The sequence below is a fragment of the Sagittula sp. genome (assembly GCF_052825245.1).
On the sequence record NZ_JBRBWD010000035.1, the window covers coordinates 32,156 to 46,566 of the forward strand.

Below are 14,411 nucleotides of genomic sequence, written 5' to 3' on the forward strand. Positions count from 1 at the left end.
GGGTCGGGGCGACCAATGCCGCCCCGATGCCAGGCCTTAGCGGCCGAACTTCTCTTTCCATTCTTCCTTCACGGCCGTCTGGTCGGTCGCGGCCTTCACAAAGTCGATATCCGCGAGGATCGTCGAGATATCCGCGGGCAGCCCGGCGGCCTCGGCTGCGGCAGAGGCATCGACACCCGGTACGGTGATCAGCGCCTTGTACTGCTGGTAGAGACCGATGGCCTCGTCCGACATGGTCCAGTCAAGGAAGGCTTTCGCCCCTTCCGGATTGTCGGTGCTTGCCATCAGGCCGGAAGCCTCCAGTTCGTATCCGACGCCGCCTTCGGGAAAGACCATTGCCAGCGGGTAACCTTCCTCGATCGACTGCATCGCGGTGAAGGCCAGCGAGATACCGACAGTGTATTCACCAACGCGGGCCGACTTGCAGGGCTTGGAGCCGGAGGAAGTGTACTGCGCCATGTTCGGGTCGATGGCTTCCAGCTGTGCCCAGCCGGCCTCTTCGCCCATGCTCTGCAGCACGGCGTTCACATGCAGGTAGCCGGTCCCGGAGGAGTTCGGGTCGGGCATCAGCACCTCGCCCTTGAACGCGGGATCCTCGAGGTCCGCCCAGCTGGACGGCATCGGCAGGCCCTTTTCCTCGAGCCGGGCGGTGTTCACGCAGAATGCACCCATGTAACCAATGGGAGCAAACCACTTGCCGTCCGCATCGCGGAAGGTTTCGGGCAGCACGTCGGCCCCCTTGGCCGCGTAGGTTTCCAGCATCTCGAGGATCTGGGGATCCATCATGGCACTGACCGCCCAGCCCCAGATCACGTCCGCCTGCGGATTGCCCGCTTCGGCCAGCAGCCGTGCGCCCAGCTTGCCGGTGGACAGGCGCAGCACGTTGATTTCGGTGTCGGGCATGGCAGCCTGAGCGGCCTCCACATAGGCCGCGATCTCTTCTTCTTCGAGCGCGGTGTAGACAGTCAGCTCGTCAGCCAGCACCGGGGCGGCGAGGCCGAGGGCTGCCAGCGACAGTGCGGCGGTCGGAATCCAGGTCTTCATGATCATCTCCTTGTTGGTCCACATCCAGGTCCGGACCTGCGCCCGGGTCGTCCGCGGGCCTTTTCAGAGACCCGTTCTGATTATCTCGCCCGATGCCGGGCGTGGGGTAATATGTGTAGTCTTGCGTTTTTGTGGCATTTGTCTACGTTTAAATTTCAAAGCGGACGCCTGCAGCCTGCCGGCCCCCGGAACTGAGGAATTTTCATGCAGACCCATCCCCACCTCTCCGAGACGGAACGGCTGGCAGAGTTCGCGGGGACCCTGGCGGACACGACCGACGCCATGGCGATGCGCTATTTCCGCAAGCCTCTGGATATCGAGGCAAAGGCGGACGCTTCCCCCGTCACGCAGGCTGACCGCGCCATCGAAACTGCGATGCGGCGTCACATTGCCGAAGCCTTCCCCGCCCATGGCATCCTGGGAGAAGAGCACGAAGACGCCAGGCTGGACGCCGACCGGGTCTGGGTCATCGACCCGATCGACGGCACCAAGAGTTTTCTTTCGGGTATGCCCAGCTTCGGCACGCTCATCGCCTGCCTGTCCGCCGGTGTACCCGACATCGGGGTGATCTCCATCCCGCCAACGGGCGAGCGCTGGACCGGCCAAAGCGGCAGGCCAACCTTGTTCAACGGCAGCCCGTGCCACACCAGCAGGCGGCAGCACCTGTCCGAGGCGATCCTCTACACAACCAGTCCCGACAGCTTCGATCCGTCGGGGCTTGAGCGATTCGAAGCGTTGTCAAAGAAGGTGGCGATGCGGCGGTTCGGCGGCGATTGCTATGCCTACGGTCTGCTCGCCTCCGGCCATGTCGATCTGCTGGTCGAGATGAACCTGCATCCTTACGATTACATGGCGCTTGTGCCTGTCATCGAAGGAGCTGGCGGGGTCATCACGGATTGGGAGGGGCGTCCTTTGACTTTGACCTCCGAGGGAAAAGTCATCGCGGCAGCCAGCGCCCAACTGCATGCCGAAGCACTGTCCGCACTGGCCGGGACCGCAAACCGGCCGTGATCTGACGTTTCAGCAGGACGACGTTCATCTCGGACTCTGGCAAGTCCGCAGATCACGAAGGCTGACAGAAATCGCCAATCGGCTCGGGCGTGCGTGCTTTGCGCTTCGACGTCCGACCAGAAAGCTAGGTGACGGCCCAACCGTGAACGACCCTCCTGAGACGGTGCGGGCGTTCACGGCGAGCATTCGATCATCGCGGCCGGGTCCCTCAGGCCTTCTTTCTGCGGAGTTTCGCCTGCTCCAGCTCCCAGTATTCGATGCGGAACTGCTCTGCGCGCGGCAGTGGCTCATAGCCTCCCATCGCCTCGGCAGAGGCCGCGACGCGCAGGTTCTGCTCGGCGAGGTCCGCGTTGATCCGCGCTTCGGCGGCAGTGCGTCCCAGCCCAATCACTCCCGCACCCGGCACGAAGACGACGCGCGGCAGAACGTCCAGCATGGTTTCGGAGCCTGTTTCATGATCGCGGAAGTACTGTTCATACGCTGAACCGAAGTTCGCGACGGCATCGCGGACCGCGCCAAGGCCGGCACCGGCATCCAGAACAAGCGGCCAAGGCTTAATGCGAATGACGTGGTCAGGGGTCACCGTGCCACGACTCACAGCATCGGCCATCCCGTCCTGTCCGGAGAGCGCGACCAGCCGGTCATCCCCCCGCGCATCACAGTGAAGGCTGGCAAAGACATCGCCCGTCAGCGCCTCTGCCAGATGCGGCAGGAGCGCGTTCAGGGCCGTATTGCCCTCGTGGCCGGTCGGCGCCATCAGCGCAGCACCGCGCGCTGCGAGGTGGCGTTCGCAGACGGCGACCACCTCGTGGAACTGTGACAGGCTTTCCTCGGCGCTGTCGCCCCAGGTGAAAAGGCCGTGCTGCGCCAGCCACATGCCGGTCGCTTGCGGCTCCGCTTCGGCAGCTCTGGCCCCTGCAATCGACAGATCGAAGCCAGGGAAAACGTAAGGCAGGAAGACGATGTCGTCGCCGAAAAGCGTGCGCACCGTCTCGCGCTGCTCCGCTTCGGGACGGTTGGCCAGCGCCAGCACGGCAGAGGCATGGCCGTGGTCGATGAAACGCGCAGGCAGATAGGCGTGCAGCAGCGTCTCGACCGAGGGGTTGGGCGCAGTCTGGTCCAGCAGGTTGGCGCGCAGAAAGCGCACCATCTCGGTGTCGCTGAGGCGGGGACCGTCCCGCACCTCGAACAGCGGATCGAGCCAGAGCGCGGGCATCCCCTGCGGCTCCATCGTGGCGAGATCCCAGCCAGAACCCTTGACGTGCAGCACCCGCCGCCCGTCGCGCACCGCCTTCACCGAAGTGTTGCCACCGCCATGCATCGCCAGCTCGGGGTTGCCCCCGAGCTGTCTGGAGCTTTCGACACGGCTGGCCAGCAGCGTATCGGCCTCGCCCATCGTCATGCCGCCGCCTTGCGGGTGCTGATGTCCTTGTACATCTCGAACGCCTGCTTCGACGGCAGCAGATCGTGCACCACGGCGCTCACCGCCTGGATCATCGCCACCGGATCGCCCGCGCGGAAGATGTTGCGTCCCATGTCGACCCCCGCCGCGCCCTGGTCGATGGCCTGCCAGGCGACTTCGAGCGCCTCGTCCTCGGGGATCTTCTTGCCGCCCGCGATGACGATCGGCACCGGGCAACCGGCGCAGACCTTCTCGAAGCCTTCCTCGACGTAGTAGCTTTTGACGTATTGCGCGCCGATCTCGGCGGCAATGCGGGTGGCCAGGCCAAAATAGCGAGCATCGCGGGCCATGTCCTTGCCCACGCCTGTGACGGCGAGGGTCGGCATTCCAACCCGGTTGCCGCGGTCGATCAGGTTGATGATGTTGGTGATGGATTTGTGCTCGAACTCCGAGCCGATGTAGACCTGCGCCGCCATCGCCGCCACGTTCATCCGCAGCGCGTCTTCCATGTCGACGGCGATGGTTTCGTTCGACAGTTCGGACATGATCGAGTTGCCACCCGACGCGCGCATGACGATGGGCTTGCGGGTGGATGCGGGCACCGATGTGCGCAGCATCCCGCGCGTGCACATCAGCACGTCGGCGTGGTCGAACAGCGGTGCAATGTTGATGTCGACCCGTTCCAGCCCGGTGGTCGGCCCCTGGAAATAGCCGTGGTCGAAGGCCAGCATGACCGTGCGCCCGGTGTCGGGGCGGAAGATCCGCGCCAGCCGGTTCTGCATGCCCCAGTCATAGGCGCCCGCGCCCTTGAGGAAGAACGGCTCGTTCCTGGCGGGTGTGTTCAGCCCGAAATCCTTGCCGTCGATGATGTCGTCGAGGTCAGCCATGTGATGTCCTTTCAGCTTGTGTCTTGTGTGGCTCGCAGGCGTCCACCTGAGGTGCCGCCCAAGCCGCCCCCAGTGCATCGCGATAGGCGCACCAGCGCCGGTATCTCGTGTCCAGTTGCGCCTGCGCGGCGGGGTCTGGAGTGACGTCGGTGACATGGCGGGCCATGGTCCGCGTCGCCTCGTCGAAACTGTCGAACAGCCCCGCGCCGATGGCCGCCGCGATGGCGGCTCCGCGCGCGCCGGTTTCGACGCAGTCGGACAGGTGCAGGGTCATCCCCAGCGCATCGGCAAAGATCTGCGCCCAGAACGGCGATTTCGCCGCGCCGCCCGAAAGGGTCGCCGTGCGGAAGCGCCGCTCGGGATCGAGGATCTCGAAATGGGCGCGGTGGCCAAAGGCCACGCCTTCGTAAAGCGCGCGCACCATGTCCGCGCGGCTGTGCCAGGCGCCCACCGCGTTGAAGCCGCCACGCGCGCCGGGTACGGGCCCTGCGTAAAGAAAAGGGTGGAAGACCGGCAGATCCCTGGCCGGGTCCGACTCTGCGGCGAGACGATTGCACAGGTCGAACGGATCCTCCCCGAGGGCCTTCGCCTCGGCCGAAAGGAAGGTCTGCACGAACCATTCGAGGTTAGCCGCCGACGTTGGCGAGCATTCGCAACTGACCCAGGTGTCGCGCCCCAGGACACTGGCCAGCAGCGCGCGTGGCTCCTCCGGCAGCGCGGTCGCAAAGATCTGGTTGATCGACCAGCTTCCCGCCACGATCGACGCCTCGCCTGCGCGCGATGTCCCCGCCCCGAGTGTCGAGGCCAGCACGTCGAACAGCCCGCCCACCACAGGGGTGCCTTCTGAAAGTCCTGTGGCCATCGCTGCCTCGGCGGTGACGTGGCCGACGACCTCATCGCTTTGCGCAGGCTCCGGCAGGATCGGGCGCAGCGCTTCGATACCGTAGAGGCGCAGCAGCGCGTCGTCGTATTGCAGCGCGGGCAGCGCCAGAAGGCCCGCACCCGCAAGGTCCGACACGTCAGAGCCCATGCGGCCGGTCAGACCATGCACGATCACGTCCTTGCACAGCAGCGCGCGATGCGCCCGCGCCATCAGATCGGGCTTGTCCTCGGCCATCCAGCGCAGCAGCACAGGGGTCATCGCAGGCCAGGGCCGCGATTGGGCGCGGGCCATGATCGCGTCGCCGTGGGCTGCGGCGATCTGCGTGGCGAGAGCTTCGGCGCGGTTGTCCATCGACTGGATTCCGATCAGCCCCCTGCCCTCTTCGTCCAGCAGATAGAGCCCGTTACCATGACCGGCCGCACCCACCGCAAGCACCTCGGCCCCGCTGACGCCTGCCTTCTGCAGACAGTCTCGGATCGCGCCGCTGGCCGCCTGCCACAGCCCTTCGGGAGCGCGTTCGACAAAGCCGGGCGCAGGCTGCAACGTTTCCGAGCTGCGCGAGGCGACGGCCAGCGTTGTCCCGGTGCGGTCGAAGAGCGCCGCCTTCACCATGGTGTTTCCGGCGTCCACGCCGATCAGATACCCCGTCATTGCGCCGCAACCTCCCCTTTGCGATGCAGGCCGATCCGGTTCGGGTCGGCCCCGTGTGTCTCTGCGAGCGTGACGCGGAAGTTGTGGAGTTCCTGCGCGCGCTGTGCCGGGCTCCAGCCCTTTGCCCGTGCGAGGCGGTCGGCCAGAACGTCGAGCGCAGCGGCGTCCAGAGCACCCGCCAAGGCCAGCGTGGTGCGGCGCAGTGCCAGATCGGCAAGCCGTTCGACCTGCTCGTGGGCGATGACGTAGTCGATCTCGGCATCGCTGTAGCCCGGCAGGCCCGACAACATCCGTTCGGAGGCAAAGGCATGTGCCAGCGCCCTCGCCAGCGTGCCGTACCGTTCCAGCAGCGTCGCGACACGGTCAGGCGAAAGCCCGGATTGTTCGGCCACCTGCGCGCACCAGAGGGCGCGGTCGGCGGGGTAGTCTGCGCCGCCGCCGATGGGCAGCGCCTCGGTTCCGGTGCGGCGCGCAATGCCCAGGCGGGTCATCACCTGATCCGCCGCCAGTTCGCCGAACGCACGGAAGGTGGTCCACTTGCCGCCGATCATGCTGAGCACCGGCACGTCGCTTTCGGTCCAGCGGTTGAAATGTCCGCGCGGGATCTGTCCGGTGGTCCCTGCCCCGCTGACCGGCAGCGGACGCACCCCGGCAAAGACGTGCAGCACCTGTTCCGGCTTCACGGTCACGCCCGGAAAGACCCAGGACAAGCCATCGAGGATATAAGCCTGCTCATCCGCCTCGCAGCGCACGGCGTCGGGGTCAGGCACCTTGATGTCTGTCGACCCGACCAGCACCATCCCGTGCAGGCAGAACATGATGCAGATCCGGCCGTCAATGTTTTCATAATACACCATGTCGTCGCCGAGCATCTCGCGCAGGTCCGGATGGTCGAGCACGAGATGCGCGCCCTTGGTGCCCTGCACCATGTCTTCCCTCGCCCCGGCCCGAGCGTTGGTCCGATCGATCCACGCTCCGGTGGCGTTGACGACGATCTCGGGGCGCAGGGTGATCTTCCGTCCGCCGATACGGTCGGTCAGCGCTACCTCGGTGCCGATGGAGGTGACTTCGAGATGGTTCAGCGCCACCGCGTCGCAGCCGGCCCGCGCCACGTCCTCGAAGATCTCGGTGACCACGCGTTCGGGATGACTCACCTGGCCGTCGAAGTAGGTGGCCGCGCAGCGCACCTCCGGGCGGAAGGGGAATCGTGCTTTCGCCTTTCCCGAGGACCAGAACTCATGCTTCGGCAGACCGCCCTTGCCGCGCGTGTAAAGATCGTAGAACGACAGGCCCAGCTTGACGGGCAGCGCGCCGCGCCGCGACGGTGCCTTGCTGAGACCGAGGAACCTGAGCGGCGCGTTCAGCGCGCCCGAGATCCAGCTGTCGATCGGCACGATGGTGCGCAGCGGTCCGACGAGATGCGGCGCGTTCCTGAGCAGCCGGTTACGCTCGTCGAGCGCCTCTCGCACCAGATCGAACTCGCCGTTCTCGAGGTAACGCAACCCGCCATGGACCATGCGGCTGAGCGCCGAGGACGCCCCCGCGCAGAAATCCGACTTCTCGGCCAGCATCACCGGCACGCCGTTCAGCGCCAGCTCGCGGTAGACGGAGGCACCGTTGATACCGCCGCCGATCACCAGCACCTTCGGCGCGGCGCCGTCCATGGCATCCAGCCGCGCGGCGCGGGTCATGGGGGGAACGATGGAAAGGGTCATCCGGCCTCCTTCAGGCGCGCCAGCACGGAGCGGGCGGTGACCTCGTCGGTCACAAGCGTGTTGATGTAGCCGCCGCGGACCACGGCGCAGATGGCCTCCGCCTTCTCTTGGCCTGCGGCGACACCGATGCTGAGCGGCACCTTGGCCAGGTCCGCCGGAGAGATCGCCACCACCAGCCGGTTGCGCACGTAGTCGGTGACTTCGCCGCGCGCGTCGAGCACATGCGCCATCAGTTCCGCCACCGCACCCGAGGCATAAAGCGCCTCTTCCTCGGCGGGTACGTCACGGTGCAGGTCGAAATAGGATGTCGCCTTCTCACGCAGCCCGCCGATCCCGACCAGAGCCACGTCGGCGGCGCGAGCGGCCTCCATCACGCGGCTGACCGTCTTCATGCCGGTGATCATGGCGTGCTGCTCCTCGGTCTCGGCGAACATAGGCGAGAGCATCTGCACCGCCTCGCCGCCGAAGGCCCGGGCCAGTGTGGCGGCCGCGTGGTTCACATCCGTATAGTGTTTGCCCTGCACGAGTCCGGTCGCGGGCACCGCCGTCATGCCGCGCAGCGGCACCACCTGCCGCAGCCCGGCGACGCAGGCGCTCACGCCCTTGCCGCCCGTCAGGCAGACGGTCATGCCGGGCTTCAGCTTCGACACCAAGAGCTCGGCGGCGGTGCTGCCGACCCGGGCCAGCACCGCCTCGGGGTTGTCGGAGGCGGTGGGTTCGATCACCACCTCGCGCAGGCCCGAGATCTCGGCCAGTTCGCGTTCGAGTGCCAGATGGTCCTGGAAGGGCGAGCGGATCGTGATTTCCACCATGCCCATCTCGTGCCCGGCCTTGATCATCCGGTTCACGGTGGAGTGGCTCTGCCCCATCCGTTCCGCCACCTGGGCCTGCGTCAGCCCGTCCACGTAATGCAGCGTCAGCGCGGTGTAGATCCGGCGCACCTGCGCGATGTCCTGAAGCTGGTCCATGATCAGCTCCGCTTGCCGCGCTTGTTCATCAGGTGGTCGAAGCTGACCGCCGCAAGCAGGATGAAGCCCTTGATCATGTCCTGCATGTAAACGCTGACATCGAGCAGGATCAGAGAAGAGGTCACCAGCGACAAGAGCGCCACCCCCAGCACCGCGCCGAAGATCGACCCCTGTCCCCCCTTGAGCGAGGCGCCCCCGATCACCGCCGCGGCGATCACGTTCAGCTCCATGCCGACGCCGAACTGCGGGGTGGCCGAACCGAAGCGCGCCATGAAGATCACGCCCGCGAGGCCCGTAAGGGTAGAACACAGCACCGTCACCCAGAAGATCACGCGCTTGGTACGGATACCGGAATACTCGGCGGCCTTCTCGTTCGACCCGGTGTAGAAGATCGTCCGGAACTTCGCGGAACGGCGCAGCAGGAAGTCGAAGACCACCGCCAGCACGATGAAGATCAGAACCACCACCGGCAGACCGCCAAGACTGCCCTGCCCCACGAACTTGAACTCGGGCGGCAGGCTGAACAGCGACAGCGGCGTGCCCTTGGTGATCAGAAGGCACAGGCCCCGCACGATCACCATCGCAGCCAATGACGCGATGAAATGCGACAGCCCGACACGCACCACGAAGAGGCCCATGGCTGCGCCGACCCCCGCCGCCGCCGCGACCCCCGCCGCAGAGGCAAGCCAGGGGTCCAGCCCCATCAGGAACAGCTTGCCCGCGACCACCATCGCAAGGCAGACCACCGCGCCCACCGACAGGTCGAGCCCGCCGACGATCAGCAGCACCGTCATGCCGATAACCACGATCCCCTCGATGGAGAAGCTGAGGAAGATGGTCCGGAAGTTCGACCAGGTCAGGAAATAGGGGCTGGCGAAGCTCATCACGATGCAGAGCGCAAGGATGATGCAGAGCAGTCCCATCTCGCGCATGCCCGCGAGCCTGCGCAGGGCGCCGGGGGCGCGGGTTCGGGTCATGCCGCCGGAAAGGCTGGTCTCGCTCATGCTGCGTCTCCTTGAATGTGCAGGCCCGAGGCAAGGTGGATGATCGCCTCTTCGGTCATCTCGTCGAGGCCCAGTTCACCTGTGATCTCGCCCTCGTGCAGGACGACAATGCGGTCGCTGAGCCCGATCAGCTCGGGCAGTTCGGACGAGATCACCACGACGCCGACGCCCTGTTCACAAAGGTCGCGCAGGATGGCGTGGATCTCGGATTTGGCGCCTACGTCGACGCCGCGCGTCGGCTCGTCCAGGAAAACCACTTTCGGGTTCACCGACAGCATCCGCGCCAGCGCGACCTTCTGCTGGTTGCCGCCCGACAGGGTGCTCGGCGGGTCCTCGGGCTTGCCGGCCTTGAGCCTCAAGCGGCGACCCAGCGTCTCGGCCTGTGCGGTTTCCGCGGCGCGGTCGACAAGGCCTGCCTTCGTCACCTGACTCAGGCGCAGCGACGAGACGTTCATCGAGATCGGCAGGTCGAGGAACAGCCCCTCGCCCTTGCGGTCCTCGGAAACGTAGACCAGACCGCGTTCCAGCGCGGCGGAGAAATCGGGGATATCGACCGCCTCGCCCATCAGACGGACGGTCTTGGAGCTGCGGCGCAGGCCGCATATCGCCTTGGCCAGTTCGGACCGGCCCGCGCCGATCAGCCCGCCAATGCCCAGGATCTCGCCCTCGCGCAGGGTCAGCGAGACATTGTTCAGCAGGTCGCAAGTCACGCCCTCGACCTCGAGCAGCGGCCGGCCCGCGGGCTGCGTCGCCTTGGCGGGGTAAAGGTGCGAAATCTCGCGCCCGACCATGTTGTTCACGACCTCCTGCGGGGTCGTCTCGGGGATGTTCAGGCAGGTGACGTATTCGCCGTCGCGGAACACAGTGACACGGTCGCAGTGATCGAAGATCTCGGCCATGCGGTGCGAGATGTGGATGATGCCCAAGCCACGCTCGCGCAGCCGGTGCACGATGCGAAACAGCTTTTCCGTCTCCGTCTCGGTCAGCGCGGATGTCGGCTCGTCGAGGATCAGGATCCGCGCATCCAGCGTCAGTGCCTTGGCGATCTCGACCAACTGCTGGTTCGAGATGCTCAGATCGCCCACTTTCGCGGCGGGATCGACGTCGCAGAGTTCCTCCAGAACGGTCTTTGCCTTGCGCTCCAGCGCGGCGAAGTTCATCAGACCGCTCCGCGTGGCGGTGGCGCTCATGAAGATGTTCTCGGCCACGCTCACGTCGGGGCAGAGCGCGATCTCCTGATGCACAAAGCCGATGCCGAGCGCCTGCGCCTCCAGCGGTGAGCGGATGCGGCGCAGCTTGCCGTCGACACGGATCTCGCCCGCGTCCGGTTGCTGTATCCCGTCGACGATCTTCATCGTGGTGGACTTGCCCGCGCCGTTCTCGCCAGCAAGGGCGTGGATCTCTCCGGCGCGCAGCTCGAAGGAGACATCGCGCAGCGCCTTCACCGCACCGAAGCTCTTCGCGATGTTGCTCAGTTGAAGAAGGGGCGGCATGGCAGCCTCCGGGATTGGCGGGGATTGTGTGTTCGGCGGATCGGTGGAACCCGATCCGCCGGGAGGAGCCGCGCCGTCAAAGGGGGAGGACGCGGACTGGACCGAGGAGGCTTACCCCTCGATACCGCGGGTGCCGCGCTTCTTGAGGTACTTGTCCCAGTAGAAGCTTTCGGCGTTGTCCTGCGTCACGACCGAGTAACCGTTGTCCAGCACCGGAATGCCCATCGGGTTGAACCCGGCCTCGGCGTGGTCGTTCATCGGGTCGATCAACTCCGGGTGTTTGGCCAGCCACAGGAGCAGGAAGCCGTAATAGCCCTGCGTGCCTTGGTTGGGGTTGATCGCACCGAACATCTCGCCCGCCTTGATCATGTCGAGCACCGACGCGTTCACGTCGACCGACATCACGCGGATGCTGCCACCCGCTTCCTTGGCCGCCTGCGCCGCGCCCATCGCCGAGGAAGCCTCCGGCATGAAGACCGCACCAAGATCGGGGTTGGCCTGCGCGAGGCTCAGCACCGCCTGATAAGCCTTGTTCGGGTCCTGCCCGGTCGACGCCCGGCCGACCAGTTCCATGTCGGGCCAGTTCGTCTCCATCTCTTCGATGAAGGCGGCGACGCGGCGGTCGTGATTGTCCTGGCCGGGGTTCTCCAGCACGGCGTACTGGCCCTTGCCGCCCATGTCCTCGGCGATCTGCTGTGCAGCCACGCGGCCCTCACGGGCGTTGTCGGAGGTCACATAGGACACCCGATTGGAGTTCGGGCTGTCGGCGGCAAAGGTCACGACGGCAGTGCCCTGCTCGATGGCGCGGTTGATCGGCTCGACAAAGGGATCGGGGTTCATCGGGTGCAGCAGGATGCCGGCGGGCTGCTTGGCCAATGCCTGCTCGAAGGTGGCGATCTGCTTGTTGACGTCATACTCCGGCGTGCCGGTGTAATCCGCCTCGCATCCGAACTGATGCGCGGCCTGCTTGAACATCTCGTAGACCGGGAACCAGTATTCCACACCTGAAACCATCACGTTCATCACGTAGGTCTCGCCCGGCTCGCAGCGGAACGGGCTGGTTTCCCAAGGCGTATCGGCATCTTGCGCAAGCGTTACTGACGCGCTGGCCATGACAAAAGAGGCGGCTGCCGCCGCGAAATATCTGGTCTTCATCGGATGTCCTCCCTGGGCCGGGACCGAAAACTCCTCAGTCAGCACCGGCGTTTCACCGGCCCGAAGATGCGGAGGAGGCCCCCGCCTGTCAATAAATCCTGAGGTGAGAAATATATTTCACGTCGCTGCGACGCGGCGGGTCATGGCGTGGGTTCGGCAAGGTCCCGTCGCTTTGTGGAGACCGTTTGGCGGCCCGTTTTTGTCCTGAACCAAGCGCCAGCACGGCTGACTCGTCCCCCGTACTGCACTGTAAAAGCGCATTTACTTGCCGCAGGCGGGACTACGGTCCGGACGCCTGGGCGTGGAAGGTCCCCATCCACATGCGGTGCCCGGCGACGGAGGTCTGACCGCATGTGGGCAAGGAGTGGCTCCAACAGCGCCGGTGTTGCCGGTCTGTCCTTCACCATAGACAGTGCCCGTCTTCAGGTGATCCGAAGCGCCCCCCAGTTCGCCTCGGACAGATTATCCGGCAGAACGCGCCGGGGTTCTCCCTGTCCGGGGCTGGATCACGCGGTCGTCACCTTGGGGTGCAGGACCACGCGGGCGCCAATCTCGACCCGCTCGTACAAATCCTTGACGTGTTCGTTGGTCAGCCGCGCGCAGCCGTTCGACACGGCGCTGCCAATGGTCGAGGGCGCGTTGGTGCCGTGGATGCGCAGGTAGGTGTCGCGCCCCGCGTCGTCGTATAGATAGAGCGCACGGGCGCCGAGCGGGTTGTTCGGCCCGCCCTGCATGCCGTCCTTGTACTGCGCGTATTTACCCGGATCGCGGCGGATCATCGACTGGGTCGGTCGCCACCACGGCCATTTCGCCTTGCGCGCGACGGTAAAGACGCCGGCCTCGTACAGGCCCTTGCGTCCGACCCCCACGCCGTAGCGGATCGCCGCACCGCCCTCCCCCATCAGGTACAGGTAGAACTCGTCCGGTACGACGTGGACCTCGCCTGGCAACCAGTCCATGCGCCCGGTGTGGACGGCGGTCGGGTTGAACCGTTCCGGCAGCTTGACCGGATGCGCCAGCGCCAGTCGGGGCGCAGCCAGCGCGGCCGCTCCGGCGACGAGCAGAGTTCGGCGAGTGAATTGGGTCATGGGCGCTCCTTTCCTGTGCCAAACCACAACACCTGCCGCCCGGGCCGGAAGGGGAGTCACACCTGCGTGAGGGCTGCGCGCAAGCGCCGTTTGTTCCCGGAAAAACACGATTTCTGGCCAAATCGGGCCGCGCGTCGGAACCTTTCCGCACCCGATGTTCGTTTTCCCGATGAACCTTTCTCAGACGGAGCGCCACCCATGCACTACACACGTTTCTTTCTGATGATCGGCACATCGACTGTCGTGATGTTCGTTCTGATGTATCTGAACACCTACCTGATAGGGCATGTCTTCTTTTCCGAAACGCGGGCCTACATGGCGGTTCTGATGGGGGCGGTCATGGCCTTTGTCATGCTGTCCTTCATGCTGGGCATGTACACCAACAGACTGGCCAATATCGCGATCTTCACCGGTTCGATCATCGCCTTCGCGCTCAGCCTCTGGCTCGTACGCAGCCAAGTCACGGTTCAGGACCGGTCCTTCATGCGGGCTATGATCCCGCACCACTCGATTGCCATCATGACCTCGTCACGGGCCGAGCTGACCGATCCGCGGGTGCAGACGCTCGCCGAGGACATCGTCTACGCTCAGGACAAGGAAATCGCCGAGATGCGTTACCTGATCGCCGACATTTCCGCCAATGGCGAGGCCGCCCCGAAAGAGCCTGCCGCCGCGACGGTGGTGGTCGACGCGCAGCAGGCCCTGTCCACCGAGGTCGTCGCCAAGGTCGATCCGGAATTCCTGACCGGAGACGATATCGCCAAGGTTCTGCCCGAAGGCGAAAGCTGCCGGTTCACCTACACGGCCTCCAGCCCTGCCGTTCTGGCGGTTGGTGCCGATGCGGCCGTGATGAAGATCAGCGGCGATCTTGTGCAGCTCGACCTGCAGTCCGACGACACAGCCACTGCCCGTTTTGCCGCGGACCCGCTGAACGCGGAAATTCGCAAGGGTGACGATCTCTCGGACATGATCGTGACGGCGGGCGAGGACTACACGGCTGGCTTCCGCGGTCAGTACAGTTGCGATGGGGGTCAGTGAGACTGGGGTCTGCAACTTCGGTTGTTAGGCTCAGGACCCATTGATTTCAGCGGAAGGGCATGAATCATCGCG

The 14,411-nt window shown here is 65.5% G+C and carries 12 protein-coding genes; 2 read left to right on the forward strand and 10 right to left on the reverse strand.

Features of this window, described 5'->3' with window-relative positions; genetic code table 11:
• Positions 1 to 36 precede the first annotated feature (36 nt).
• On the reverse strand, positions 37 to 1,044 hold the full coding sequence (locus ACU0DV_RS15420) for an ABC transporter substrate-binding protein (RefSeq protein WP_446269945.1): 1,008 nt from the start codon (positions 1,042 to 1,044) through the stop codon (positions 37 to 39).
• Positions 1,045 to 1,248: 204 nt separating this feature from the next.
• Here ACU0DV_RS15420 and hisN point away from each other — a divergent pair, with 204 nt between their 5' ends.
• Positions 1,249 to 2,055: a histidinol-phosphatase gene (gene hisN, locus ACU0DV_RS15425; protein WP_446269946.1), complete on the forward strand. Its 807-nt coding sequence runs from the start codon at positions 1,249 to 1,251 to the stop codon at positions 2,053 to 2,055.
• Between the two features lie 208 nt (positions 2,056 to 2,263).
• Here hisN and ACU0DV_RS15430 read toward each other — a convergent pair whose 3' ends face one another.
• The 9 genes from ACU0DV_RS15430 to ACU0DV_RS15470 all read right to left on the reverse strand — a co-directional run bounded on the left by ACU0DV_RS15430 (position 2,264) and on the right by ACU0DV_RS15470 (position 13,301).
• Positions 2,264 to 3,457 (reverse strand): class II aldolase/adducin family protein, encoded by a 1,194-nt coding sequence (locus ACU0DV_RS15430; RefSeq protein WP_446269947.1) that lies wholly within the window; start codon positions 3,455 to 3,457, stop codon positions 2,264 to 2,266.
• Positions 3,454 to 4,344, reverse strand: coding sequence for a 3-hydroxy-5-phosphonooxypentane-2,4-dione thiolase (lsrF, locus tag ACU0DV_RS15435; protein ID WP_370312725.1), 891 nt, complete (start codon positions 4,342 to 4,344; stop codon positions 3,454 to 3,456). Before lsrF ends, ACU0DV_RS15430 begins: the two co-directional genes overlap by 4 nt.
• Positions 4,337 to 5,878, reverse strand: coding sequence for an FGGY-family carbohydrate kinase (locus tag ACU0DV_RS15440; RefSeq protein ID WP_446269948.1), 1,542 nt, complete (start codon positions 5,876 to 5,878; stop codon positions 4,337 to 4,339). Before ACU0DV_RS15440 ends, lsrF begins: the two co-directional genes overlap by 8 nt.
• Positions 5,875 to 7,593: a glycerol-3-phosphate dehydrogenase/oxidase gene (locus ACU0DV_RS15445; RefSeq protein WP_446269949.1), complete on the reverse strand. Its 1,719-nt coding sequence runs from the start codon at positions 7,591 to 7,593 to the stop codon at positions 5,875 to 5,877. Before ACU0DV_RS15445 ends, ACU0DV_RS15440 begins: the two co-directional genes overlap by 4 nt.
• Entirely contained in the window at positions 7,590 to 8,561 is a 972-nt protein-coding gene (locus tag ACU0DV_RS15450; RefSeq protein ID WP_370312728.1) for a sugar-binding transcriptional regulator, read from the reverse strand. Before ACU0DV_RS15450 ends, ACU0DV_RS15445 begins: the two co-directional genes overlap by 4 nt.
• 2 nt (positions 8,562 to 8,563) lie before the next feature.
• Positions 8,564 to 9,565: an ABC transporter permease gene (locus ACU0DV_RS15455; RefSeq protein WP_446269950.1), complete on the reverse strand. Its 1,002-nt coding sequence runs from the start codon at positions 9,563 to 9,565 to the stop codon at positions 8,564 to 8,566.
• On the reverse strand, positions 9,562 to 11,058 hold the full coding sequence (locus ACU0DV_RS15460) for a sugar ABC transporter ATP-binding protein (protein WP_446269951.1): 1,497 nt from the start codon (positions 11,056 to 11,058) through the stop codon (positions 9,562 to 9,564). Before ACU0DV_RS15460 ends, ACU0DV_RS15455 begins: the two co-directional genes overlap by 4 nt.
• A gap of 111 nt (positions 11,059 to 11,169) precedes the next feature.
• Positions 11,170 to 12,213 carry a substrate-binding domain-containing protein gene (locus ACU0DV_RS15465; protein WP_446269952.1) on the reverse strand — a complete coding sequence of 348 codons (1,044 nt, stop codon included), beginning with the start codon at positions 12,211 to 12,213 and terminating at the stop codon, positions 11,170 to 11,172.
• Between the two features lie 506 nt (positions 12,214 to 12,719).
• On the reverse strand, positions 12,720 to 13,301 hold the full coding sequence (locus ACU0DV_RS15470) for a L,D-transpeptidase (protein WP_446269953.1): 582 nt from the start codon (positions 13,299 to 13,301) through the stop codon (positions 12,720 to 12,722).
• A 198-nt stretch (positions 13,302 to 13,499) separates the two neighbouring features.
• Here ACU0DV_RS15470 and ACU0DV_RS15475 point away from each other — a divergent pair, with 198 nt between their 5' ends.
• Positions 13,500 to 14,339 (forward strand): DUF305 domain-containing protein, encoded by an 840-nt coding sequence (locus ACU0DV_RS15475; protein WP_446269954.1) that lies wholly within the window; start codon positions 13,500 to 13,502, stop codon positions 14,337 to 14,339.
• Positions 14,340 to 14,411: the final 72 nt, after the last annotated feature.

Coding starts and splice junctions, on each gene's coding strand:
- ACU0DV_RS15475 (WP_446269954.1), top strand. CDS start 13,500: ATGCACTACACACGTTTCTTTCTGATGATCGGCACATCGACTGTCGTG.
- ACU0DV_RS15450 (WP_370312728.1), bottom strand. CDS start 8,561: ATGGACCAGCTTCAGGACATCGCGCAGGTGCGCCGGATCTACACCGCG.
- ACU0DV_RS15455 (WP_446269950.1), bottom strand. CDS start 9,565: ATGAGCGAGACCAGCCTTTCCGGCGGCATGACCCGAACCCGCGCCCCC.
- hisN (WP_446269946.1), top strand. CDS start 1,249: ATGCAGACCCATCCCCACCTCTCCGAGACGGAACGGCTGGCAGAGTTC.
- ACU0DV_RS15440 (WP_446269948.1), bottom strand. CDS start 5,878: ATGACGGGGTATCTGATCGGCGTGGACGCCGGAAACACCATGGTGAAG.
- ACU0DV_RS15430 (WP_446269947.1), bottom strand. CDS start 3,457: ATGACGATGGGCGAGGCCGATACGCTGCTGGCCAGCCGTGTCGAAAGC.
- ACU0DV_RS15465 (WP_446269952.1), bottom strand. CDS start 12,213: ATGAAGACCAGATATTTCGCGGCGGCAGCCGCCTCTTTTGTCATGGCC.
- ACU0DV_RS15445 (WP_446269949.1), bottom strand. CDS start 7,593: ATGACCCTTTCCATCGTTCCCCCCATGACCCGCGCCGCGCGGCTGGAT.
- ACU0DV_RS15420 (WP_446269945.1), bottom strand. CDS start 1,044: ATGAAGACCTGGATTCCGACCGCCGCACTGTCGCTGGCAGCCCTCGGC.
- ACU0DV_RS15460 (WP_446269951.1), bottom strand. CDS start 11,058: ATGCCGCCCCTTCTTCAACTGAGCAACATCGCGAAGAGCTTCGGTGCG.
- ACU0DV_RS15470 (WP_446269953.1), bottom strand. CDS start 13,301: ATGACCCAATTCACTCGCCGAACTCTGCTCGTCGCCGGAGCGGCCGCG.
- lsrF (WP_370312725.1), bottom strand. CDS start 4,344: ATGGCTGACCTCGACGACATCATCGACGGCAAGGATTTCGGGCTGAAC.